Origin of the sequence: Duffyella gerundensis, from assembly GCF_001517405.1 — a bacterium.
In the GTDB taxonomy this organism is placed as follows: Bacteria; Pseudomonadota; Gammaproteobacteria; order Enterobacterales; family Enterobacteriaceae; genus Duffyella; species Duffyella gerundensis.
The window spans coordinates 505,592-528,867 of the sequence record NZ_LN907828.1 but is presented as its reverse complement, the minus strand read 5'-3'; the positions used below and the strand labels follow the sequence as shown (position 1 = coordinate 528,867).

Sequence of the window (23,276 nt, the reverse complement as noted above, 5' to 3'; positions counted from 1 at the left end):
GCCGCCTTACCGAACGTTGAACAGGGCAAATGGCATTGTTCAATGCTATCTGCCCTGTTGCACCACGTCATAAAAGGCGGGCTGCGCAACTCACTGAAGTTGACTCAGGATTTCCATTGCGGCTTTCACCCGCTCAGGATTGGGATAGTTTTTATTGGCCAGGATGACAATACCTACCTGCTTTTGCGGGATAAAAGCGACATAAGCCCCGAATCCGCCGGTTGCCCCGGTTTTGTGCACCCAGGTTGCCTGGTGTGGTGTCACCGCATCGATTTTTACGAGCTGCTGCGGCGCGAGAGCAACGTTACTGTCAGCGCCCGTCGCGATAATGGATGATTGCTCAGGCCAGTTGAGCATTTCCCATCCCAGGCCCTGATATAGCGCGTCAGTGCGATAAAAGCGCGTCTGAGCAAGCTTTATGGCCTGCTGCAGTGTGGGATCGGTTACCTGTTGCGGATTCATATTGGCCTGCATCCAGCGCGCCATGTCTTTAATGGTCGACTTCACGCCATAGGCTTCGGCATCCAGCATGCCGGGCGATACGTGAACGGCTTTGCCATCGCGGTAGCCCCAGGCGTAAACATCCTGTTTATTTTGCGGCACATTAATAAAAGTGTTTTTTAAGTTCAACGGGGTAAAAACACGCTGTTGCATGGCTTTCTCAAACGTCATGCCGCTGGGTTTTACCGCCAGCAGGCCGAACAGGCCAATGCTGCTGTTGGCATACAGCCGTTTCTCACCAGGGGCCCATTGTGGTTGCCACTGTTGGTAGAAGAGAGCCAGCTGCGCCTCACTGGTGACGTTATCAGGAACCTGTAAAGGCAAGCCGCCCGCGGTGTAAGTCGCCAGTTGCAGCAGCGTGATATGTTGCCAGTGCGGCAGAGCAAGCCGTTGCCAATATTTGCTCGCCCGATCGTTAAGCGCGATCTCGCCCTTTGCCACGGCAACGCCTCCCAGCACGCCGGTAAAGGTCTTGCTCACCGATCCCAGCTCAAACAGCGTATCCGTGGTGACCGGGCGACGTTGTGCTTTATCCGCCATGCCCCAGACGTAGTAATAAGACTGGCCTTTAACATATACCGCCACGGCCATGCCGGGAATATCCTGCTGTGCCATCAGACGCGTGATCGGTGGGCTGACGATCGCGTTGATATCGGTGGTTGCGGCCTGGCTTAATGAACACGCTGCGATCAGCGCGGTTGTGGCTAACACCTGAGAAATCACTTTCATTTTTTTCTTCCCGATTGAACATTGACGGCGATTCTGGCTGCTTTAACAATCTGCTTCAAACTGTTAATTTTATTGTCTGTTATAAGTTTTTCTTACAGGCTATACGATGGTTCGCCCCTATATTCCGCTCAATGCCCTGCGCGCGTTTGAAGCAGCCGCGCGTCATCTAAGTTTTACTAATGCCGCGATTGAACTCAACGTCACCCATGCAGCGGTCAGTCAACAGGTCAAGGCGCTGGAGCAGCGCTTAGGCTGCTCGTTGTTTATTCGAATTTCGCGTGGACTGGCGCTGACCACTGAAGGTGAAAGCCTGCTGCCAGTGTTGAACCATACGTTTGATCACATCGCCGAGACGCTGGATAACTTTTCAACCGGCAAGCTGCGTGAAAAAATCAAGGTAGGGGCGGTCGGCAGCTTTGCCACCGGTTTATTATTACCGCGCCTGCATGACTTCAACCGCCGCTATCCGCACATCGAATTGCAACTCTCCACCCACAATAACCGCGTTGATCCTGCTGCTGAAGGTCATGATTTCACGGTGCGTTTTGGCGCAGGCGGCTGGCACGGCACCGAGGCGCAATTTATTTGCCCAGCGCCCTTTTCACCGCTCTGCCATACCGATCTGGCGCGGGAATTACGCCACCCCGCTGACGTCGTAAAATACACCCTGCTGCGCTCATTCCGGCGGGATGAATGGAGCCTGTGGCTACAAAGTCTGGAGCAGCGCCCGCCTTCGCCTTCGCACCCCGTGATGATTTTTGACTCTTCGCTGACCATGATTGAAGCGGCGATGTTAGGCGCAGGCATCGCGCTGGCGCCGGTGAAGATTTTTGAGCGTCAGCTGCAAAACAAAATGCTGGTTCGGCCTTTTGCCGCGGAGATCGATCTTGGCGGCTACTGGCTGACCCGTTTGCATTCGCGGACAACCAGCCATGCTATGACGCTTTTTTCTGGCTGGATCGCCGAGCAGTTCGGCGGGTAACGCGCCTTTTCAGCAGTGTTGTTGACAGGACAGCAGGCTACGTCGTTCAACGGCGCCGCGCTCAAACCTCAGCACACGGAGTCAGTCTTGCCGGGAAGGCAGACTCTGCCGGTGAGCGACAGGGCTCTCGCTCACCGCTACCCTCTGCTGACTTCATCTCTTATTGAGCAATGTGCCGATCCAGAAAGGCCTTAATCACCGGCACGATGGTGCTGGCATGGGTTTCCAGCGCAAAGTGGCCGGTGTCGTAGAAGCGAATATCCGCCTCGGGCAGATCGCGTTTCCAGGCTTCCGCACCCGCAGGCAGGAAAAACGGATCGTGCTTGCCCCATACCGCCAGCAGCGGCGGCTGTGAGTCGCGGAAAAACTGCTGAAAGCGCGGGTACATCGCCACGTTGCTGGCGTAGTCCAACAGCAGATCGAGCTGAATCTCCGCATTGCCCGGCCGTAAAATCTGCATTCCCTCCAGTGTATAGCCGTCGGGCGACACCAGGCTCGGATCGCTCACGCCCTCAAGATATTGCCATTTGATGGAGGCAGGCGTCGGGAAATCCCGCAGTGCGTCGCGATTCTCCTGCGTTGGCTCACGCCAGTATTTCTGGATAGGTGCCCAGCCCGCGCCCAGCCCTTCCTCATAGGCATTCCCGTTCTGGGAAATGATGGCGGTGACACGCTGCGGATGGGCAAGCGCCAGCCGCCAGCCTACCGGCGCGCCGTAGTCATGCACCATCAACGCATAGCGATCCAGCTTCAGCCGTTCGGTGAACTGTCCGATGGTGTCGGCCAGCTGGCTGAAGGTCCAGACGTAATCCCCGGCGGCGGAGATATCGGTAAAGCCAAAGGCTGGCAAATCGGGGGCGATGACGTGATAACGCTCGGCGAGGGCAGGAATCAGATCGCGGAACATGAACGAAGAGGCCGCAAAGCCATGCAGCAGCAAGATGGTGGGTGACGTCGGGTTACCGGCTTCACGGTAGAAGATTGTGACGTTATCGATCTGCTGAAAGCGGTAATGCAGCTGAGTGGTGGTGCGAGCGACATCATCAGCTGAGTTAAGAGCCGTGGTCATGATAAATCCCCTTGTAACCGTTAAAATATGAATTTGAAGGTTACGAGGCTTTTTGGTAACCTGTCAAATATATTTTATCAGTTACAGGCTACCCATGACTTCTGACAGCAATCACTCCGCCACTCTCTTACTGGCGGACAATCTCGCGCTGGATTTTATCAACAGCGCGTACGGCGTGGCAGAACAGCAGCACGACTGCTTTACCGACGATCGCAGCGTGATCGCGTGGTTAACCACTGCGGGTGTGTTATCGGATGAGGTGGCACCGCCGCGCGGGCTGCTGGCGCTGGCTTGTGAGCTGCGTGAAGAGTCACGGGCGTTGGTGAAAGCCGCAATGAACGGCACGGCAAGCGATGCCACGCTGATCAACAGCGTGCTGGAAGCGGGCCGCCCGCATCAAAAACTGGCATGGCACGATGAGACGCAGCAATTCTACCTGCGGGCCTGTGCGGACCACAGCAAACCAGCAGGCCTGCTCTGGCCGATAGCGGATGCGTTAGTGACGCTGGTAACCAGCGAGAAATTCGAATTTGTCCGCCAGTGCGAAGCTCATGACTGTATTCTGCTGTTTCACGATCTGAGCAAATCTCACCGCCGCCGCTGGTGCAGCATGGCAACCTGCGGCAACCGCATGAAGGTCGCGGCGTTTCGTTCCAGAAAAAGCCAGTAACCCGAGCGGGAACGTTCCATAGTGACGAAAAACTGACGAGGAAACCGATGATTTCTAAAGAGAATGCCGAACATTACGTCTGGGGCGAGCAGTGCGACGGCTGGCATCTGGTTAAGCAGCCGGGCATGAGCGTGATTCACGAAAGCATGCCCGCCAGGACGCAGGAAGCACGGCATTATCATACCGTCGCGCGGCAGTTCTTTTTTGTGCTCAGCGGCGAGTTAACTATGGAAATGGAGGGTGAGATACAGCAGCTTAGCCGCCATCAGGGCATTGAAATTCCCCCGCTGGCGAAACATCAGGCGCGCAATGAATCGGCGCAGGCGGTTGAGTTTCTGGTGATTTCTCACCCCACCACCCGTGGCGACCGCGTGAACGTCGATTAACCCATTAATCGCAATCCAGCCGCATCAGGATTTCATCATAAAATGTCCCATTAACGTTAAGCGCGTGGCGATCGCGCGCCCATTCTTTGAAACCCAGCGAGTGGTAGAGACGAATGACGCCTGTATTGCTGGCGGTGACGCTGAGGCGCACCGATTGGCATTCCGTTTGCGCAAAGTGCAAAGCATTAAGGATGAGCGCACGGGCCAGCCCGCAACCGCGTGCCTCCGGACAAAGATAGACTCCCCACAGCGAAGCGATGTGGCGGATTTTTGCCGCCTCACTGCGCGCAACGCCCACCACTCCCTGCATGTCGCCGTTATCGTTAAATCCGGCAAAAACCGCATTATTGCGTAGCCGCTGCGCAAAAAAATCCAGAGGCTGCTGCTGCTCGCTTTCCCACGCTGCGCTAAACGCTTCGGGATGCTGTTGTAACGCGGCCAGGCGAATCTGTCGAAAAGCCGCGGCGTCGGCGGCGTCAAGGCGCCTGATAAAATGTGTCATGCTGTTGTCCTGTGATTCCGCCTGATCAATCAGGCACTGGCGCGGGTGATTAACTGCCACGGCATCATAATACGTTCTGCGGGCGAATCGGGATCGTTGATGCGCTTCAGCAGCAGCGCACACGCCTGTCGTCCCATTTCGCGCGACGGCTGGGCCAGCGTGGTCAACGGCGGCGAGACCATTTCCGCCAGCTCGGTGCCGTCAAATCCGGCCACGGCAATATCCTCCGGCACGCGCAGCCCCGCCCCGGTAATGGCGGCGATTGCGCCCGCGGCCAGCGTGTCAGAGACGGCAAACACCGCATCCGGCCGCTGCTTCTCCGCCAGCAACGCAAGCATCGCGGTTTTACCGGCATGAAAACGCAGCGCGCTGGCGTAGCCGATCGCCTGCCATGACAGCTGCCGCTCAGCCAACGCCCGTTGATAGCCCTGTTGCCGCAGTTGAGCATATTTGTAGTCGAGATCGTGATTGATCAGCGCAATACGTTGACGACCGCCGTCGGCCAGATAACCCACCAGCTGCTGCGCGGCCGCCACGTCGTTAATGCCCACACAGGAGACCGCGCCGTCATCGGCATATTCTGCGCATTGCACCCACGGACGGGCACCGATTAATGGCGCCAGCTCCGGCAGTGTGCTGAACGCATCCATGGTAATCACGCCATCGACGATTTTACCAGCCAGCAGTTGCAGGCTGGACCGCGAGCGCGCGACATCAGAAGCTGAATTACACAGCAAAATACGATAGTGATTCTGTTCCGCCTGCTCTTCAATGCCTTTCACCACTTCGGCGCAAAACGGGTTGGCGATGTCAGAGACCATCACCAGAATCATTGAGCTGCGCGCGGTACGCAGCTGACGCGCCAACAGGTTGGGCTGATAGTTGCTGTTGGCGATCGCCTGCAACACTTTTTCCCGATTGGAATCTTTGACCGAATCGCTGTTATTCAGCACCCGCGAGACGGTGGCGACCGACACACCGGCCAGGTGGGCAATTTTTTGAATCGACATGGGCATGGCGCTTCCTGCAGGGCATAAAGGGTGCGCGCGAATCAGCGCGCACCGGACAGATTATTCCAGCCCGAGCTGAGCGCGTACGCTGGCACGATCATCCTGCTGCGCGGCAAAATCATCAAAGGCGCGTTCGGCCACCGGAATGATATGGCGGCGAATAAACTCTGCCCCTTCGCGCGCGCCGCTATCGCCCTCTTTCAGGCAGCATTCCCATTCCAGCACCGCCCAGCCAGCATAATCATACTGCGCCAGCTTGCTGAAAATGCCGTTGAAATCGATCTGACCATCTCCTGGTGAGCGAAAGCGACCGGCGCGATCGATCCAGGGTTGATAGCCGCCATACACGCCGCTGCGCCCGTTTTTGACGAACTCGGCATCCTTGACGTGAAAAGCTTTGATGCGCGTGTGATAGCAATCGATGAACTGCAAATAATCGATATGTTGCAGATGCAGATGGCTGGGATCGTAGAGGATGTTGCAGCGCGGATGATCGCCAACTTTCGCGAGAAAACGCTCAAAGGTGACGCCATCGTGCAGATCTTCGCCGGGATGGATTTCGTAACAGAGGTCAACGCCGTGGCGATCGTATTCATCGAGGATCGGTCGCCAGCGACGAGCCAGTTCCGCAAAGGCTTCTTCAAACAGCGCGGCGTTGTGTGGCGGCCAGGGATAAAACCACGGCCAGGCGAGCGAACCGGAAAAGGTAGCGTGCGCGCTGAGCCCCAGTTTGGCCGATGCCGCTGCCGCCTGTTTCACCGTGGCCGTGGCCCACTCGGTACGCTTTGTGGCATTGCCCCGCACCTCAGCTGGGGCGAAATGGTCAAATGCCGCATCGTAGGCCGGATTGACCGCCACCAGCTGCCCTTCGAGATGGGTCGACAGCTCGCTGATCGCCAGGCCGTGTTCGGCCAGCAGCCCGGTAATTTCATCGCAATAAGTCTGGCTGGTTGCCGCGCGTTGCAGATCAAAAATCGCCTTATCGTGGCAGGGAATTTGCAGCGCTTTGTAACCCAACGCCGCGGCCCAGCCTGCCAGCCCGGCAAGGCTGTTGTAAGGTGGCTGTTGCCCGATAAACTGCGACAGAAATATTCCCGGTCCTTTAACTGTTTTCATCGTTACCCCTCGCTGTCAGCTCTGCTCATCGCGATAGTGAAATGAGAAGAGGAAAATTAAGGCAATGACCGCCGCGGCGATGGCCGGAATCCACCAGAACAGCGCCCAGGCCGCGGCCGTCTCCTGACCGGCAACCACCTGATTGTAAATTGCACCGGAGATCTGCGAGCCGAGCAGCATGCCGATGCCGTAGGTGAACATCACCACCATGCTCTGCGCCTGGCCTTTGACCTGATCGCCCGCGATGCGGTCGGTATAGATAAATCCCACCACGAAGAAAAAATCATAGCAGACGCCATGCAGCAGGATGCCGATGTAAATCAGCATGCGGCTTTCGTCGTTCATGCCCAGCGCAAACAGCGCATAGCGCACAAACCACGCGCACATGCCGATAAACAGCATGGTTTTCACGCCGAGGCGGCGGAACAGCAGCGGGATCACCAGCATGAAGAAAATTTCTGACATCTGGCCGAAAGACATCAGCGAGCTGACATCGCGGATACCTGCATCGGCCAGCCAGGAAGCGGTAAAGGCGTAATAGGTACCGAGCGGCACGGAGATCAGCGTGGCGCAGAGGGCAAAGATCAAAAAGTGGCGAATCTTAAGCAACGCAAAGGCGTCGGCGCACAGCAAATCACGCATTTTCACCGGCAGCCCTTTTGCCGGTGCAGGCGTATGCGGCAGCGTCAGGCTGTAAGCCGCCAGCAGCACTGAACAGACCGCGGCCACCGAGAAAATCGCCACGCTGGACGCGATACCGGTGATACCGATAAATATCCCGGCGGCAATCCAGCCGATGGTGCCGAACACGCGCACCACCGGAAAACTCTTTTCGCTGTTATTCAGCGCATAAAAGGCGATGTTGTTGGTCAGCGCCAGCGTCGGCATATAGCAGAGCGTATAGCCAAAGAGCAGACCAATCAGCAATGCGCCATTTTCCGCGATCAGCGCCTGGGGCACAAACCACAGGATCGCCGCACCGGCCAAGTGCATGATTGCCAGTACTTTCTGGGAAGGGAAAAAGCGATCCACCAGCATGCCCAGCACAAACGGCGAGAGGATCGAGGCGATCGGGCCGGCGGAAAAGGCGTCGCCAATCAACAATGACATGTTATGCCGGGTCATGACCAAACCCAGCGTGACCGACCAACTGCCCCAGATAAAGAACTGCATAAACATCATCAGTGACAGACGGGGAATAAGCAGCGGTTGACGGCTGACCGCGGCGGTTGAACGCAGGGTTTCAGTGACCATAATGATTCTCGCTGGCAAAAGTAATCGATTACAAACGGGGTGAGGTAAAAGTAATCGATTACTTGCTGCCTGTTTTTTGCACAGATCACATTCCTGAAAAATAGTGTCGTCGCGCAACCATTGCACGATGTCGTCTGCTACCAGCAGCATGCTTCCACATCAGCTTATCGCGATCGCTAACGTTATGCGTAACCGGATTAGACCAACGGCATAACGCCTAAAACTGTTGATTTGAAGGGGTAATTTACTCGCACAGAAGCGCCTGGCGGCGATCGAGACGGATTACAATTTTAAGGCCAGTGATGTAAAAAACGAGCCGAAGGGAACCTATGCTGTTGCTGTCAATGCGCTACTTTCGATAGCGGGAAGGGACATCTGAGCTGAGAAATATGGGCGGTAATGCAGATACAGGCATGATGGACCTATCTGGCCCGCAGGGCGGCGGCGTGGCATTTTCCAGAGCGCTCGGAAGGCGTAAAGAAAAATCGCGCCAGCCTGCGCGGTGTGAGCAGGGTTATGCCCGAACGTTACTTTACAGGGTTTTGAAGGAGAGGAAGGTCGGAAATATCAAGGGTTCATATAACCATGAATTACGCGCTTAACGTGGTTCTTTACATCATTGGATGTCGAACCCGGATTAAGGATAAGAATGATTTACAGATTTAACATTTTTTATTCCATGCGCTTAATTCGTTGTTTTGTTTAAATAAAAAAACAAATGAACCGCAGATGATAATGAGAACAGTTACCGTTACGCTTTATTTTTTTAATTTCAGCAACCAGACTTTTTCCTGCATTCCGACAGTTATGTTAACCAGGAGAAAATCATGTTTCATCACTCATCAAAACTTCAATATCCGGTACGCGTCGAGAAACCCGATCCGGAATTTGCCATGCTGCTACAGCAGGCAATTGGCGGTGTGGAAGGTGAAATTCGCGTGGCCATGCAGTACTTTTTCCAGGCGATGGGCGCACGCGGCGATGCGCGGATCCGCGACCTGCTGATCTCAACCGCCACCGAAGAGTTGGGTCATATCGAAATGCTGGGCTATGCGGTGGCACTTAACCTTGAAGGTGCCCCGCTCTCTTATCAGGAGGAGTCGGCGAAAGACCCGGTGATCAACGCCATTCTCGGCGGCATGAATCCGCGTCATGTGCTGTCATCGGGTCTTGCCGCCTTGCCGGTCAACGCCAACGGCGTGCCTTTCGATATGAGCCATATTTATGCGTCCGGCAACGTTGCCGCCGATATGCTGGCTAACGTCACCGCCGAAGCCACCGGTCGCGTGCTGGCGACGCGCCTGTACAATCTCACCGAAGATAAAGGCATGAAGGATTTCCTCTCGTTCCTGATCGCCCGTGACACTATGCATCAGCAGCAGTGGCTGGCCGTGATTGAAGAGATGGGTGGCCTGAACGCATCGCTGCCGATTCCGAACAGCTTCCCGCAGAGCGATGAAGCGCAGGAGCACTCCTATTATTGCCTGAACACCTCGCTGGATAAACCGCTGCCGAAAGGTCGCTGGAGCGAAGGCCCTTCTTACGATGGCAATGGCCAGTTCACCGCGAAAGAAAAGCCGGAGATTCTCGGTCAGGAACCCGATCTGGGCAGCGCACGCCCAGGTTCAGGCGCGCAAAACGAGCAGATCAGCGGTGCATCCATCCCACCCATCCCGCCGGTGAAGTAATCGGTTCACGCCCGGTGACGTGACGGGTTCTGCGGGGCGCTTTCAGTGGCGTCCCGCTGTTTATCTCTCCGCAACAGAGGCTTATCTGCAAAATACCCCTCTTTTGTATTCAGCGATCGATACCAGTAGACTGCTGCCCTGACCTTTCTTTACCAAAAGCCGAATGCATGAACAGTGAATCTTCTCAGTCTGTGAATGTTCCACAGACGCTGCCTGCCCGTAACCGCATGTTCCGTGCCCTGCTTCAGCGCGACAAAACGCCACTGGCGATCCTGCTCTGCGCAGCGCTGGTTGGTTCGCTGGTGGGATTGATGGGCGTTGCTTTTAACCGTGCAGTTCACGCGGTGCAGCACTGGCGAGCCACGCATCTTACCCCAGAATATCTTGATGGCTGGGTGCTCTGGCTCAGCGCCTTTACCGTTTCCGCACTGCTGGCGATGGCGGGCTATTTTCTGGTGCGCCGCTTTGCACCCGAAGCCTCTGGTTCCGGCATTCCTGAGATCGAAGGCGCGCTGGAAGATCTGCGGCCGGTGCGCTGGTGGCGGGTAATTCCGGTGAAGTTTTTTGGCGGCATGGGCACGCTGGGTGCCGGTATGGTGCTGGGCCGCGAAGGGCCGACGGTACAGCTTGGCGGTAACATTGGCCGCATGGTGCTGGATATTCTGCGCATGCGCGGTGAAGAAGCGCGGCATACGCTGCTGGCCACCGGCGCGGCGGCCGGGCTGGCGGCGGCTTTTAACGCACCACTGGCGGGCATCCTGTTTATTATTGAAGAGATGCGCCCGCAGTTTCGTTACAGCCTGATCTCCATTAAAGCGGTGTTTACCGGCGTCATTATGGCGAGCATCGTGTTCCGCTTGTTTAACGGCGAGCAGGCGGTGATTTCCGTCGGTAAGCTGGGTGCCGCGCCGCTCAATACGCTGTGGCTTTATCTGGTGCTCGGCATGGTGTTTGGCATGGTTGGCGTGCTGTTTAACCGACTGATTTTTCTGGCGCAGGATAGTTTTGCCCGCCTGTATGCTGGTCGACTTTGGCGTGGCGTATTTACCGGTGCGCTGCTGGGCGGCGGCTGCGGCGTACTGGCGCTGCTCTTTGCACCGGGTGCCGGTGGCGGTTTTGATCTGATACCGCAATCCTTTCACGGCCTGTTTTCGTTGCAGATGCTGCTGCTGATATTTGGCGTGCGCCTGCTGACCACGCTGCTCTGCTTCGGTTCCGGGGCGCCTGGTGGCATTTTTGCCCCGATGCTGGCGCTCGGCACCCTGCTCGGCATGGCATTTGGTCAGGCGATCGCCGATCTCTTCCCGCTCTATGATCTACAGCCAGGCACCTTTGCCATTGCCGGTATGGGCGCACTGTTTGCCGCCTCGGTACGCGCACCGCTGACCGGTATCGTGCTGGTGCTGGAGATGACCGATAACTATCAGCTGATTCTGCCGATGATCATCACCTGCCTCGGCGCAACGCTGTTGGCGCAATTCCTCGGCGGCAAACCCCTCTATTCTTCTATTCTGGCGCGCACGCTGGCACGTCAGGCAACAGAGACTCAGCCGGGCGACAGGCAAAAAAGCGACGGCATAAAAAACCCTGCCGAAGCAGGGTTAAAAGGTTAAAAATTGATTTTAATGCCGAGGTTGGCACTGCTGTCGCTGTAGCCCTTGCCGCCGAGCTGCTGACCCAGATTCCCCCACAGGCTGACCCTGTTGCCCAGCGCGGCGTTAACGCCTGCTTTGATTTCACCGATGTGCGCGGTGCCCGCCTGGGAAACGGTGACGCCATTCATGGTGCTACCAAAGGTACGACTGTTATGGATCCAGTTCGCCTCCACAAACGGCGTGAAGCTGCGCTGTTTGCCGTCGTCCAGCATGCTATGCCCTTCGCTGAACAGGCGCACGCCAAGCCGCGTCTGTAGCGTATTACTGCCGTTGCCAGCGATGCGGCTGCCGTTTTGCTCACGATGGTCGTCAGCGGTGATGCCCAGCCAGTTTGCCTGCGCCTGCGGCTGAATAAAAGTGCGCTGGCGCGGATGCGGCTGACCGATTGCAAAGGCGTAACCCGCGGCGAGCGATGCGGTCAAACCGCGGGATTTATAACGTTCTGCCGCAATATCCTCGCCCTGCACGTTGTTATCAAACCAGCTCCAGCTCGCCCAGCCATCCACCCAGCCGCCATTTTTCTGTGCTTCATGTTGCGACCAGCGACCATACAAGCCAGTGCTGTAACCGCTCACGTCGCCGGTGGAACGGTAGCCAGTTACCGTGGAATGGGTTGTGCTCTGCGCGTTGGCGTAGCCGCCCATTACGCCGAGATGAAAACGATCGCTGCCGTTGCTGCTCCACTGCGCGACGTCGCCGCCCAATTGCATAACGTAACGATTAACGCGAGTTTTGAGTTGCCCTGAGCCATCGCGGAAGCGTTGATGCCCGCCGGCGTTGCGTAGCCAGAGTGAACTGGTCTGCGGTTGACCGTTAGCATCAAGGTAAGGCGTGCCGCTACGGCGTTCATCCATCGCACTGATAAACAGAGTATTCGCGATAGCCAGGTTCGCGGCATAACTGCCCGCTTCCGGACGCACAATGTGGGTGCGTTGTTCAGGCTGCGGCTTCTCTGGCGTTACCGGATCAACCGGGTCAACCGGGTCAACCGGGTCAACCGGGTCAACCGGGTCAACCGGGTCAACCGGGTCAACTGGGTCAATCGGGTCAATCGGGTCAATCGGGTCAACTGGAACGATACTGCTTTCCAGCTGCCACTGATTGCCAACCTGTACCAAACGGTAATCATAGGCACCGGCAACAATGCGCCCGCGTTGCCGGAAAGTGCCATCAACCTCGCCATCAATCTGAATAAGCTGAATGCCCTCAATGGTCTGCGCACCGCTGCCGCCAACGTGCGTGACCAGCACATCGGTTTCGCCGCGGTAATCTCCGCTAATATGCAGGCTGTCAGTTTGCGATTGATCGCCTGCCAGTTCACCACGGAAATGCAGCGTGCCGTTATTGCTGGTCATATTCGCGACCCTAACCCGGTTAAAATCGCCGTCAGCCTGACTGAAGTTAACGTGACCTTTATCCAGTTCTAACGTATCCAGCGATGAATCGCCGGTGACGTTCCAGACGCTGTCGTTGTTCAGGCTCAGGCGATGCAGACCGTTGCCAGCACCTTGCCAGCTGGAAACATTATCAAGAGTTAATGCGCTCCGGCCGGAAGTACCTGCCTGGACGATGATATCCCCTTCAAAACGCGATCCATTATTGCCTTGCAAAATAGCGGTACTGTTAGTGCCAGCCAGCAACAGGGTGTTTGCCTTAATAGTGGATGCATTGGTATCAAGGTTTATTTCAGTTGAAGGTGAGACATTAATTGCAGTGCTGTCATTACCGTTGATCAGGCTCTCGTTGAATGAAACATTAAGCGTACCCGCTTCAACAAACACTGCGCTGCTATTATAGCCACTGGTTTCAATCAGAGATTGATTAAGGACAGCTCGTGACTGCCTGTTGCCCGTATTCATGGACAAACCGCGCGCCGCAGCACTACTGCTCTCCTCCGGGCTGCGGGCATAAATACGTACGTTATCACCAGTTAATTGCGCATCACCTCCCAGGACAATGCCTTCTCTGTTCTGTTTGGCATTAATCTCCACGTTATTGAGTTTTGCAGAGGAATGATCTCTTAAATAGATAGCGTTCTGATTTCTTGCAGTAAGATTAATTTGAACATCTTTTAGATCAATTTCGCTGTAAGCATAGCCAAAAATTGCCGACTGCCCGCCGGAGGAGTTTATAACAACATTTTCAGCGCTAAATTTAGTATTACTGGTTCCCTGAAATGTCCTGCCTGCGGTATTGATTGTTGCATTAGCAATGTTAATTACTCCACCACTGCGGGCAAAAAGCGCGTCAGCTCCAGAGAGATTATCAATGGTGCCGCCATTGAAGTTGATAACAGAATTGCTGTCAGCTTGCAGTGAATGAGTGAGTGTTGAAGTCACGTTACTGTTAATGAGTGAAATTTCACCACTATTGACGGTGTAAACGCCAGGTGCAGATCGTCCTGCAACCTTGATTGTGCTGTCTTCAATCGTGATGGTATTACCGACGCCGTTCGCCAGAGCGCCAATCCCCGCGGTGCCTGTTGTGGTGATTTGGCCATCTTTAAACGTTACATGACCACTATTCAGCGACTGTATACCGTTAGCATTATTGCCTGTTGTTACGACAGTGGTTTTAATCGCTTCAATCGTCCCGCCGTCGCCCACTATACCGCTGCCCCCGTTGCCGGATGTCGAGATGCTGCTGTTGTTAATTCTCACCATGCCGCTGCCCGATATAGCCCGAGCACCGTTTCCACCACTGCCCGTGGTGGTAATAGTTGTGTTATCAACAACAATCACCCCGCCCTCTGCACTGACCACACCGATCGCATCAGTGCCGGATGTGGTTATGGAACCGCCAGCAAAATCAATTTTTCCACCGTCGTTGATCGCGTAAATGCCATAGCCAGCACTGTTTGCCGCACTGGTAATTACCTCTTCATCCCTGTAACGGCCCTCGTCACCGTCATGAAAAATGGGTCCCACCGCCCATGCCGCGCCGCTGGCCAGAATAAGCAGCACCGCCGACGACATTGCGCCAAGCGCCAGACCAGGCCGTTTATCAGTTTTATGCGACGACGCGTTGGCAGATTTCACCTTACCTTTAGCGAATTCCGAAGCCACAACAAAGCGGCTCACCGCATGATTCCAGATAACGCGATACACTTTATTCATAATCATCATCCATAATTGGGCTATAACGAGCTTAACTATCCATAGGGTTATTAATTCGATGCGAGTGCTGATGAAAAAAGCCAAAACTCGCTGTTAATAACAAGCGACAGGCTTGGGAGTAAATTAAATGGCGGATGAGCGGGAATAATTAGCGGAAGAGTATTTTCATTGCTGGAGGAAATAGCCATTAAAGCGGAATGGTGATTTCCGCCTTAATTATTTTGCGTGTTATTTAACACACAAATACGATCGGTGAACCGGGCAACAAGTGCCTGTTTTACACTATTCCGTCATTTAACCATGCCGTTCGGCTACGCACATGGTGAAGATCAGCATGTGGTTACCGTCGTTAGCATACTGGTGGGCCGCATCGGTGCGCGCCACTGCTGACGCCCCCTGAACCACGCAAAGTTCGGTGTCCGCCACCTTCAGGGTCAGTTCGCCCTGCTCGACGTGCAGCAGTTCAGCGGTGCCTTCAGGATGACCGGCAGAGGTGAATATCTCGCCAGGGAACATCGTCCAGCGCCACAGTTCAATCATGTCCGGTCCGCGGGTTCCCGCCAGCAGCTGCGCGGAGCCGCCCTGCTCACCACGCCACAAAACCGGCATATCGTCGCTGTCGATCAAAAACGCGGCGGGTGCGCGGGTGACATTAACCAGCTCTGCCACCGACAACCCCAGCGCGGCGGCGAGTTTACACAGAATGGCGATACTGGGATTAGCCGTGCCTTTCTCCACTTCCACCAGCATGCCTTTGCTGATGCCTGCCCGCCGCGACAGCTCATCCAGCGACAGCTTTTTACTCTTGCGCCAGCTTTTAATGGTCAGCGATAAGGCGTTACTGACGCGCGCCACATCAGCGCCGCCATCGGTCGTTATATTGACTTTATTGGTCATCGGTCGCTACTATGAAATAAATTAGTCATTACAGGATTATCCAATGCTTTCTGTTTCTCCGTCAATTGCGCCTGAGATCGCTGCGCTGGCCCCCGGCTTTCGTGCGCTGAGTATTACCGTGGAAGCCGCGCCGTTACTGCATCCGCAGGTGGCCACCGACGCGCTGCAAGGAGCCTGTAAAGCGATGCTCGAGCATGACGTGCCGTGGGCCGACGCCCACCTTGCCGCCTGGAACAGGGTGTTTACAGGTTTCGGTGCTAAGCCAAAGCGCACGCCCTGCTCGGCAGACGCCTTGCGCAAACGCGTGCTGCGCGATGGCAGCATGACAGGCATCGATCCGGTGGTTGATCTCTACAACGCCATCAGCATTCGTTACGCTGTACCGGTCGGCGGTGAAAATTTTGCCGCCTACGTCGGCATGCCACAGTTGACCATCGCCAGTGGAACGGAGCCGTTTGACACCGTAAAAGCAGGTGAACCCGCCAACGAATCCCCGGAACCGGGGGAAGTGATCTGGCGCGATGATATCGGCGTGACCTGTCGTCGCTGGAACTGGCGCCAGGGCGTGCGCACGCGCCTCAGCGCAGAAAATCAGCAAATGTGGTTTATCCTTGAAAGCCTGCCGGAGATGCCGCTGGAGGCCTTGCAGCAGGCAGGCGATGCGCTGACAGACGGCCTGCAGCGTATGATGCCTGGCGCAAAAATCAGCTCGCAGTTAATCAGCCTGTAAAGAGATAATACGCCGTTTGCGGCGCACGGTTGTAGCAAACAGTCTGGCTGGCCGCCTATACTTTCGGCCAGCTTAGCCAACAGGGTGCGCCAACGTGGACGGAAATTATTCGGGCTTTCTTATCGCCATTTTGCCGGTGGCGCTGTCACCTGGGGCCAGCTTCACGCTGGCGATCAACAGTGCCCTGGCGGGCGGCATGCGCGGATTGTTCAACACGCTGTGCGGAACGGCGCTGGGCATTTACAGCCATGCCCTGTTGATTGGACTGGGCATCTCAACGCTGTTGCTCGCGTCACCCGCCTGGTTTGGCGCCCTGAAAATTGTCGGCGGTCTCTGGCTGCTATGGCTGGGTGTTCAGCTGATTCGCAGCGCCTGGCAGCCCGCAGCGGTGCCAGTCCAGGCGATAGTCAGCTGTAAAGCGGCGTGGCTGGCCAATATTCTGAATCCAAAAGCGGTGATGTTTTATTTAACAGTGGTGCCGCAGTTTGCCGGAAAAGCGGGCACGCTCAGCACCTATCTCAGCCTCGCATCGCTGCATATTCTCATCATGACGCTGTGGCTGTTAACCATCAGCGCGTTGCTGATGGGTTCGGCCCGGTTGGTCAATCTGCAAAAACTCAAATGCATCATTAACACGCTCGGCGGCGGCGTGCTGATTCTGTTCGCGCTGTTCAGTCTTAAAGGCTGAGCAATGCGTAAAACCCTGCTCAATATGTACTCTCTTACGCCACGTTAGGCACAGAAATACCCGCTTCGCCTTGTTACCCTGCCACTTTGCGTCACCCACTCGCTGTGCCGATCAATCGTGCTGTCATAAAAGGGAGAGAGATTATTCCCTGGCTATCCCTGATGGCTGACAGCGTGACAAAACCGAACGCCGCCGATAACGAGGATCCCCGATGGAAAACCGAGAAACTCACCCGTCAACGATTAGTTTTGCCTGCGGCTACAGCACGGAGGCGCTGTGTTTGCTGACCGGTTTGTCTGCCGTGCATCTGTGTCGCTGGTATCGCTATGGGTTGATTGGCCAGGCTGGCGAAGGCGGTTTGTGGAGTGAGCAGCAACTGGCGCAGATTCATCATCTTTTACAACTGACTGCCAGCGGCGCAACGCTGCCGCAACTGCTGACGGCACGACTGGATTTCATGCCGCTGCTCACGTCCGGCTGGCCAGCGCACCGGGGAAATTTGCTGTGGCAGCTGGAGTTTGGCAGCGAGCGCGCGCTTTGCCGCGATATACGCCAGCTGAGTACCACCTACCGCGTTGGCGATCTGGTTAACCATTTACTGGTGCCCCTTAATCGCTGGCTGCAGCACGATACACGGCGGGGCGCGTCTCGCCGCCTGAGTCGTTTTGACGCCTGCGTTCGCCGCCATGCCGAAGTTACGCAACGCACAACGCAGCGCCAGGGTCTGACGCCGCTGTTTCTGGAGGCGGTTAGCGTACGTGATGAAACGGAAATCTGGCTGGAAAGCCTTCGCCTGAGCGGGGAAGGATTTTGCGTTGAGACGTCGTCCGATCCAGAGATTGAACACGCCGTATTACCCAAAAAATATGCGCATCATCTTTTGTGGTGCGGCGCGGGCATCACCCAGGCCCGTTTCCGGCGTTTTTGCGCCAGCCTCGCCGCGGGTGAACCGGTTATGCTGTGCGGCCCGCAGCGTAACATCGTCAGCTGAATCACCCTTTACGTTCTTTTACCCGGGCAGCTTCCGTGCCGGAACCCGCGATCTTTTCCTGTGAAAACAAGGCTGCTCGGCAGAATATGCGATCAACTGCGCCTGTATCACGATTTTCCTGCCCGCTCATTCGCCGTCGCGCAAACTTTAATCTTCAAGTGTCATGCGCATTCTGCCGATAGATCAGGCAGACATTCATGACTGCCGGCGTAGTGCGTTGTTACCCGAGCCGTTTACTTTAGTTTTTATTACCAGGGCCCGGAACATGATCAAAACACATAAAATGAAGGTGGGCGTCATGCTCGGTATGGCGTTTCTTTGCGTCATTCTGTGCGGCGTGTTCGTCACGCTGTTTGCCAGCATCAAACTCAGCAGCGCTAACGATCAGCAAAAACTTACCGATGCCCGACTGGGCGATCTGCAAATCCTGCGTTCGATTCAGGACAACGTAACGCAACAAACTACTCTGCTGCTGGCCGTTGCCAGTGGAAGCGATGCTGGTTCACTGCAAAATGTCAGCACCGCGTTTCAGGCACGTCAAAAAGCCAGCGATGAGATCGTTGCGCACTTTCGTACGCTGGTTGACGGCGCGAAATCGATTCCCGGCATCAACCTGAAAGAAGTGGAAGAGGCATCCGATCTGCTGGGTAACATTGAACAGGCGCAGCCGCTTTTTGTCACCAAATCCCAACAGCTGCTGAAGGGCCAAAATGGCGATGCGGCAGGCATGCGCCAGTTTATCGCTGCCGAGCTGACGCCTGCACAGGAGGCGTATCGTGCCGCGGTTGATGGCATGGTTTCTTATCAGGCACGCGTAACCGCCGCCACGGCTAAAGCGTCCACCTCAAGCCTTTCGGGCGTGTTCTCCACGCTGTTTATTCTGACCGCCTTTTCGGTGGTGGTTGGCGGACTGATGAGCTGGCTAATTACTCGCAAGCTGCGTCAGCAACTGGGCGGTGAACCGGCGCAGGCGCAGGCACTGGCGGCGGCAATTGCCGACGGCAATTTAACCTCTCCGGTCTCTCTGCGTCAGGGCGACAACTCCAGCCTGCTCGCGTCGTTGGCCGTGATGCAGTCACGTCTGCGTGAACTGGTCGCCAGCGTTAAAGAGACCGCCTCTTCTGTTGCTACGGCATCAGAGGATATTGCGCGTGGCAACACCGAACTCTCTTCGCGTACCGAACAGCAGGCCGCTGCGCTGCAGCAAACTGCCGCCAGCATGGAAGAACTCACCGCCACGGTAAAAAGCAATGCCGCAGGCGCTGCGATGACCGCCGGTTCTGCACGTGAAGCGGCAACGCGCGCGCGAAACGGCGGTGAAAGCGTCGGCAAAATGACCCAAACCATGGCCGGTATTTCGGTCAGCGCGGCGAAAGTCCGTGATATCACCAGCGTGATTGAAGGCATCGCCTTCCAGACCAATATCCTGGCACTGAACGCGGCGGTGGAAGCAGCTCGCGCCGGTGAACAAGGCCGTGGCTTTGCGGTGGTTGCCGGTGAAGTGCGCAACCTTGCGCAGCGCAGCGCCGTGGCGGCACGTGAGATTAAAGAAGTGATGGCCGAAACCTCCACACTGGTGGCGGAAGGCGTTGCGGTCACCGACAGCACCGCAACCAGCATCATTAGCGTGGTGGATTTGGTCGGCGAACTGGCGGATGCCATGGATGAGATCGCGCTGGCCTCGGGCGAACAGATGCAGGGCATTTCGCAGGTGCATATCGCTGTGAGCGAGATGGATGGCGTAACCCAACAAAATGCCACGTTGGTGCAGGCTTCTGCGGTGGCGACCGGTTTACTGGAAGAGCAGGTGCATGCGCTGACCTCGACCATCAGCCGTTTCCGTATTGCGGAAGAGTTCGCCCGTCCTGCGCCCTCATCGCTGAAAACCCCTGCCCGCGCGCTGAAGCCGAAAACCGCCGGCGCCTCGGCGGATGAATGGGTCTCTTTCTGAGTTAGCGTTATTTTTACGAATAACCGCGGCTGCCGCGAGGATTGTGGCAGCACTGCAAAATCGATTTGTTGTAATAGCTGACGCGCTGCCCTCTAAACCGGCGCGCGTCTTTTCATTAACAGGAGAGATAATGCGTATCGAACAAGGAACATCATCAGTAGTGGATTTCGCCGTGCGGACCACCGCAGGCAGCGTCGGTGTGGATGAGATCACTGGCAAATCCGTGGCTGCCAGTAGCAGCGTAATGCTTTCAGCTGAAGCGCTGAGCCGCCTCCAGCAGGAAACTCACGACAGCGGCTCGCCAACAACCAGCGAGGCAAAACAGGGCACGCTCGCCACGCAGGTTAACCGGCTGGCACTGTTACAGCCGCAGGCGTTGCCCGATCTTGGCTCGCCTCTTTATAACGATCCTTACACCGCTGACGACGCCACTGCCCTGAACAGCCTGCTGTTTATGACCGACGGCAACAGCCAGAAAACACTCGACGACTTTAGTACCGCCATGCATCAGGTATTGCGTGACGGCGTGGTCGGTCTCAATCGTTATGACAGTTCAGATACCGCCGAGGCGATGTCGCTCTCCTTAACCGAGGCAAAGTTGTACAAGCTGGTAGAGAAATATATTCCGGCCGATCGGCAACAACAGGCGAGCGGATACGTAGATGCGTTGATCGGTAGTAAGATCGCGTTCCGCGAAGCAGTGCATTTACAGCTGGCTCAGGGCACGCTGGAAACTGCGCAGCAACATGGCACGGCGGCTTATATTGCCGATGCGCAGCGTTATCTTGATGAACTGCATCAGGGCAACGCACGACCGCAAAAAGAACTGAATATCATGCGCGATGCTACGCAGCATGCCGACAATATGGACAACGCGTTTCAGACTTTCACTACGGTGATCAACGCTACGCCGCACGCGGATCAGGCGCAGGAATCGATCAAGGCAGCATTGGCACAGCTCGAGGTTTATCGAAATCAGTGGCAGGCGTTTACCCAGTCGCTGAGTTGAGTCCGGCAAGAAGCAGGAAAAATAAAAAGCCGCTGATCACCTCAGCGGCTTTTTTACAGGTTGACGATCTTACCGTGAGAGAAGCGTGCCCGGAGCGAACCACTCTCCAGCCGGGCAACGCAATGCAAATCAGAAGGTTTGCCAGTTGGCGTCGTTGATCGAAACCGCTGGCGCTGCGCTTCGGGCCGCAGGTCGAATCAGCTTCGCCGCAGGCGCGGGGCTGCGATCCTGCCCGATGCGGAACTCAGCCACCATCTGCGTCAGCGCCGCTGCCTGCTCCTGCAGAGACTGAGAAGCCGCCGACGCTTCCTCAACCAGCGAGGCGTTCTGCTGTGTCACGTTATCCATCTGATCCACTGCCTGATGCACCTGGGCAATGCCCTTGCTCTGCTCAGTGGCCGCTACCGCGATGTCGTTGACCAGATCGCTGACCTGCTGAATTGCCGCTTTCATCGCCGACATATTCTGTCCGACTTCCGTGGCCTGGCTGGCACCGGTTTGCGTAAGCTGCCACGACTCATCAATCAGGGTTTTAATTTCGCGGGCGGCAGTGGTGGAACGTTGTGACAGATTACGCACTTCGCCTGCCACCACGGCAAAACCTTTACCGTGTTCGCCCGCACGCGCTGCTTCTACCGCAGCGTTGAGTGCCAAAATATTGGTCTGGAAAGCGATACCTTCAATCAGCGTTACGATATCGGCCACGCGCCGTGAACTGTTCTGAATATTGCTCATTGTCACCAGCATGGTGTCCAGTGAGGCGGCACTTTTTTCTGACAGATGATTCGCGCTACCAGCCAGCTGGCTCGCCTGCTGGGTATTGTCCGCGGTCTGGCGCACGGTTTCACTCAGTTGCGTCATGCTGGCGGCGGTTTGCTCAAGGGATGCTGCCTGCTGCTCAGTGCGCGATGAGAGATCTTCATTGCCGGCAGCAATTTGCGCCGACGCGCTGCTGACCGACAGCGCCGTGCTGCTGACCGATCCCAGTGCGGCGGAAACCCGCTGAATCAGGCCATTATAGGCGCGCGCCATGGTGCCAATTTCATCATTACGGCTTTCATCAGCACTGACGGTGAGATCAAGGTTAGCGCTGGAGAAGGCCATGATGGCGCCAATATCCTGCAGACTTTTGCGAATGCGCATCACGGTTAAACCGGCAAACAGCGCAAAAATCACCACGGTAGCAACCACGCCAACAATGGTGCCCCACAGCACGGTAGTAAAGGTACGATGGTTAGTGGCGCGCAGCTCATCGCCAATCACAATGTTCAACGCCAACTGTTTTTTATATCCGGCCACCAGCTGACGAATCGCATCACCAATGCCGTTTTCTTGCTCCAGCAGGAGCATGCTTTGATCGTTCTGATGCGCTCGCGAAGCGGCAAAAAACGCGGGCAGACGCTGTTCGACCGACTGGATGTTTTCCAGTGCGGCTGTGGTCAGCTGTTTATCGTCTGCGCTGGAAATATCGTTCTCCATATAGTGCGTGGTTAACGATGTCAGCGCGGCAAGCTGTTGATGAATAATATCTTCAAGCGCTGGCAGCTTTGCGTTATCGCTCTGGCCCTGATGCTTGTAAAGCGTCAGAGCGAGCTCATTGCTTTGATCGGTCAGTTCACCCAATGTCTTTATAGAAGGCAGCGTATTGGACTGAACATATTCAAAGCGGTCCTGGAAGCCAGAGATCAGCGTCATGGCGAGAATAGCCTGAGTAATCAGACCAGCAAATAACAGCCCAAACGTCATTAACAGACGTTGTGTAATATTCATGTAAGCCCCTGAAGTTTAACTTTATCGCCTGCTAAGGAAGGCAACGATTCACAGAGGTTATCGGCAGCAAGCCTGAGAGGTTTATCAAAAGTAACCTTTTAATGAGTAAGGTTTAGCGGATTTGTGATCAACCGGTAAATTTACTGAAATGAGGTACCAAAAAAGAGCGCAATGATTGGGTAATCATCAATGGCAGAAGCGATTTTCTAAAGTTAAATTACATGAACACGTAACGTGTTTTAATCTAAATCGAACTTGTCTGAGAGCGGATAAAAAAGATTACGCAAACGCTTAACCGGATTTGAGACCGTTCTTGTTTATCATCTGCATCATTTTCAATTATCTTAAGGTATATCGGAAATGCATTATTCCGATGAGCAAAAACATCGCCTGTTTTTACCTGAAATGTTGCTTAATGTTTCAATCGAAGCGTAAAATTTGCCTTAAGGCCGGGGTTTATCCTCGTAGTCGTGGGTTGTGATAAAAAACGTAGTTTATTAACGAGTTATGCTAGCAATCTGCTTAATAAATTATTCGCCATTCAGTTTGATAGCCAAAAGTA

General features: G+C 55.5%; 19 protein-coding genes. 10 read left to right on the top strand and 9 right to left on the bottom strand.

The features are described 5' to 3' along the window. Positions 1-90 precede the first annotated feature (90 nt). Positions 91-1,230: a class C beta-lactamase gene (gene ampC / locus EM595_RS19610; protein ID WP_067436871.1), complete on the bottom strand. Its 1,140-nt coding sequence runs from the start codon at positions 1,228-1,230 to the stop codon at positions 91-93. A gap of 106 nt (positions 1,231-1,336) precedes the next feature. Here ampC and ampR point away from each other — a divergent pair, with 106 nt between their 5' ends. Continuing rightward, positions 1,337-2,212 carry a LysR family transcriptional regulator AmpR gene (ampR, locus tag EM595_RS19605; protein WP_067436868.1) on the top strand — a complete coding sequence of 292 codons (876 nt, stop codon included), beginning with the start codon at positions 1,337-1,339 and terminating at the stop codon, positions 2,210-2,212. A 160-nt stretch (positions 2,213-2,372) separates the two neighbouring features. Here the strand turns inward: ampR and EM595_RS19600 are convergent, their stop codons facing one another. Beyond that, positions 2,373-3,281, bottom strand: a complete 909-nt coding sequence (locus EM595_RS19600) for an alpha/beta fold hydrolase (RefSeq protein ID WP_067436865.1) — start codon at positions 3,279-3,281, stop codon at positions 2,373-2,375. Positions 3,282-3,375: 94 nt separating this feature from the next. Between EM595_RS19600 and EM595_RS19595 the strand changes: the two genes are divergently transcribed. Together EM595_RS19595 and EM595_RS19590 are read left to right on the top strand one after the other, a co-directional pair. Then, on the top strand, positions 3,376-3,951 hold the full coding sequence (locus tag EM595_RS19595; protein ID WP_067436862.1) for a CGNR zinc finger domain-containing protein: 576 nt from the start codon (positions 3,376-3,378) through the stop codon (positions 3,949-3,951). A 47-nt stretch (positions 3,952-3,998) separates the two neighbouring features. Continuing rightward, a complete protein-coding gene (locus tag EM595_RS19590; protein ID WP_067436859.1) occupies positions 3,999-4,337 on the top strand; it encodes a cupin domain-containing protein in 339 nt (112 codons plus the stop codon). A 4-nt stretch (positions 4,338-4,341) separates the two neighbouring features. Here the strand turns inward: EM595_RS19590 and EM595_RS19585 are convergent, their stop codons facing one another. From EM595_RS19585 to EM595_RS19570, 4 genes are read right to left on the bottom strand one after another with little or no spacing between them, the layout of a single operon-like run. Beyond that, positions 4,342-4,839, bottom strand: coding sequence for a GNAT family N-acetyltransferase (locus EM595_RS19585; RefSeq protein ID WP_067436856.1), 498 nt, complete (start codon positions 4,837-4,839; stop codon positions 4,342-4,344). A gap of 29 nt (positions 4,840-4,868) precedes the next feature. After that, complete coding sequence (locus tag EM595_RS19580; RefSeq protein ID WP_067437047.1) at positions 4,869-5,849, bottom strand: LacI family DNA-binding transcriptional regulator; 981 nt, start codon at positions 5,847-5,849, stop codon at positions 4,869-4,871. A 60-nt stretch (positions 5,850-5,909) separates the two neighbouring features. After that, complete coding sequence (locus tag EM595_RS19575) at positions 5,910-6,965, bottom strand: sugar phosphate isomerase/epimerase family protein (protein WP_067436853.1); 1,056 nt, start codon at positions 6,963-6,965, stop codon at positions 5,910-5,912. Between the two features lie 15 nt (positions 6,966-6,980). Further along, complete coding sequence (locus EM595_RS19570; RefSeq protein ID WP_067436850.1) at positions 6,981-8,219, bottom strand: MFS transporter; 1,239 nt, start codon at positions 8,217-8,219, stop codon at positions 6,981-6,983. Positions 8,220-9,046: 827 nt separating this feature from the next. Here EM595_RS19570 and EM595_RS19565 point away from each other — a divergent pair. After that, the gene (locus EM595_RS19565; RefSeq protein ID WP_067436847.1) at positions 9,047-9,907 is read left to right on the top strand and encodes a manganese catalase family protein; all 861 of its coding nucleotides are present in this window, start codon (positions 9,047-9,049) and stop codon (positions 9,905-9,907) included. Positions 9,908-10,074: 167 nt separating this feature from the next. Next, positions 10,075-11,520 (top strand): H(+)/Cl(-) exchange transporter ClcA, encoded by a 1,446-nt coding sequence (gene clcA / locus EM595_RS19560; RefSeq protein WP_067436844.1) that lies wholly within the window; start codon positions 10,075-10,077, stop codon positions 11,518-11,520. On the opposite strand, the gene EM595_RS19555 is transcribed toward clcA, so the two are convergent. Together EM595_RS19555 and EM595_RS19550 are read right to left on the bottom strand one after the other, a co-directional pair. Next, on the bottom strand, positions 11,517-14,678 hold the full coding sequence (locus tag EM595_RS19555) for an autotransporter outer membrane beta-barrel domain-containing protein (protein WP_162265771.1): 3,162 nt from the start codon (positions 14,676-14,678) through the stop codon (positions 11,517-11,519). The two genes, clcA and EM595_RS19555, sit on opposite strands and share 4 nt — an antisense overlap. A gap of 294 nt (positions 14,679-14,972) precedes the next feature. Then, positions 14,973-15,575: a helix-turn-helix transcriptional regulator gene (locus EM595_RS19550; protein ID WP_067436839.1), complete on the bottom strand. Its 603-nt coding sequence runs from the start codon at positions 15,573-15,575 to the stop codon at positions 14,973-14,975. A 43-nt stretch (positions 15,576-15,618) separates the two neighbouring features. On the opposite strand from EM595_RS19550, the gene EM595_RS19545 reads away from it, so the two are divergent. The 5 genes from EM595_RS19545 to EM595_RS20980 all read left to right on the top strand — a co-directional run bounded on the left by EM595_RS19545 (position 15,619) and on the right by EM595_RS20980 (position 20,944). Further along, the gene (locus EM595_RS19545) at positions 15,619-16,305 is read left to right on the top strand and encodes a B3/B4 domain-containing protein (RefSeq protein ID WP_067436836.1); all 687 of its coding nucleotides are present in this window, start codon (positions 15,619-15,621) and stop codon (positions 16,303-16,305) included. A gap of 94 nt (positions 16,306-16,399) precedes the next feature. Continuing rightward, a complete protein-coding gene (locus EM595_RS19540; RefSeq protein WP_067436834.1) occupies positions 16,400-16,993 on the top strand; it encodes a LysE family translocator in 594 nt (197 codons plus the stop codon). A 211-nt stretch (positions 16,994-17,204) separates the two neighbouring features. Further along, entirely contained in the window at positions 17,205-17,984 is a 780-nt protein-coding gene (locus EM595_RS19535; protein WP_067436832.1) for a hypothetical protein, read from the top strand. A gap of 265 nt (positions 17,985-18,249) precedes the next feature. Next, entirely contained in the window at positions 18,250-19,935 is a 1,686-nt protein-coding gene (locus EM595_RS19530) for a methyl-accepting chemotaxis protein (protein WP_071852574.1), read from the top strand. A gap of 130 nt (positions 19,936-20,065) precedes the next feature. Further along, positions 20,066-20,944 (top strand): hypothetical protein, encoded by an 879-nt coding sequence (locus tag EM595_RS20980; protein WP_067436831.1) that lies wholly within the window; start codon positions 20,066-20,068, stop codon positions 20,942-20,944. Between the two features lie 129 nt (positions 20,945-21,073). On the opposite strand, the gene EM595_RS19520 is transcribed toward EM595_RS20980, so the two are convergent. Next, entirely contained in the window at positions 21,074-22,714 is a 1,641-nt protein-coding gene (locus EM595_RS19520) for a methyl-accepting chemotaxis protein (protein WP_067436830.1), read from the bottom strand. Positions 22,715-23,276 lie beyond the last annotated feature (562 nt).

Coding starts and splice junctions, on each gene's coding strand:
- ampR (WP_067436868.1), top strand. CDS start 1,337: ATGGTTCGCCCCTATATTCCGCTCAATGCCCTGCGCGCGTTTGAAGCA.
- EM595_RS19545 (WP_067436836.1), top strand. CDS start 15,619: ATGCTTTCTGTTTCTCCGTCAATTGCGCCTGAGATCGCTGCGCTGGCC.
- EM595_RS20980 (WP_067436831.1), top strand. CDS start 20,066: ATGCGTATCGAACAAGGAACATCATCAGTAGTGGATTTCGCCGTGCGG.
- EM595_RS19575 (WP_067436853.1), bottom strand. CDS start 6,965: ATGAAAACAGTTAAAGGACCGGGAATATTTCTGTCGCAGTTTATCGGG.
- EM595_RS19535 (WP_067436832.1), top strand. CDS start 17,205: ATGGAAAACCGAGAAACTCACCCGTCAACGATTAGTTTTGCCTGCGGC.
- EM595_RS19590 (WP_067436859.1), top strand. CDS start 3,999: ATGATTTCTAAAGAGAATGCCGAACATTACGTCTGGGGCGAGCAGTGC.
- clcA (WP_067436844.1), top strand. CDS start 10,075: ATGAACAGTGAATCTTCTCAGTCTGTGAATGTTCCACAGACGCTGCCT.
- EM595_RS19565 (WP_067436847.1), top strand. CDS start 9,047: ATGTTTCATCACTCATCAAAACTTCAATATCCGGTACGCGTCGAGAAA.
- ampC (WP_067436871.1), bottom strand. CDS start 1,230: ATGAAAGTGATTTCTCAGGTGTTAGCCACAACCGCGCTGATCGCAGCG.
- EM595_RS19550 (WP_067436839.1), bottom strand. CDS start 15,575: ATGACCAATAAAGTCAATATAACGACCGATGGCGGCGCTGATGTGGCG.
- EM595_RS19570 (WP_067436850.1), bottom strand. CDS start 8,219: ATGGTCACTGAAACCCTGCGTTCAACCGCCGCGGTCAGCCGTCAACCG.
- EM595_RS19585 (WP_067436856.1), bottom strand. CDS start 4,839: ATGACACATTTTATCAGGCGCCTTGACGCCGCCGACGCCGCGGCTTTT.
- EM595_RS19530 (WP_071852574.1), top strand. CDS start 18,250: ATGATCAAAACACATAAAATGAAGGTGGGCGTCATGCTCGGTATGGCG.
- EM595_RS19520 (WP_067436830.1), bottom strand. CDS start 22,714: ATGAATATTACACAACGTCTGTTAATGACGTTTGGGCTGTTATTTGCT.
- EM595_RS19555 (WP_162265771.1), bottom strand. CDS start 14,678: ATGAATAAAGTGTATCGCGTTATCTGGAATCATGCGGTGAGCCGCTTT.
- EM595_RS19595 (WP_067436862.1), top strand. CDS start 3,376: ATGACTTCTGACAGCAATCACTCCGCCACTCTCTTACTGGCGGACAAT.
- EM595_RS19580 (WP_067437047.1), bottom strand. CDS start 5,849: ATGTCGATTCAAAAAATTGCCCACCTGGCCGGTGTGTCGGTCGCCACC.
- EM595_RS19600 (WP_067436865.1), bottom strand. CDS start 3,281: ATGACCACGGCTCTTAACTCAGCTGATGATGTCGCTCGCACCACCACT.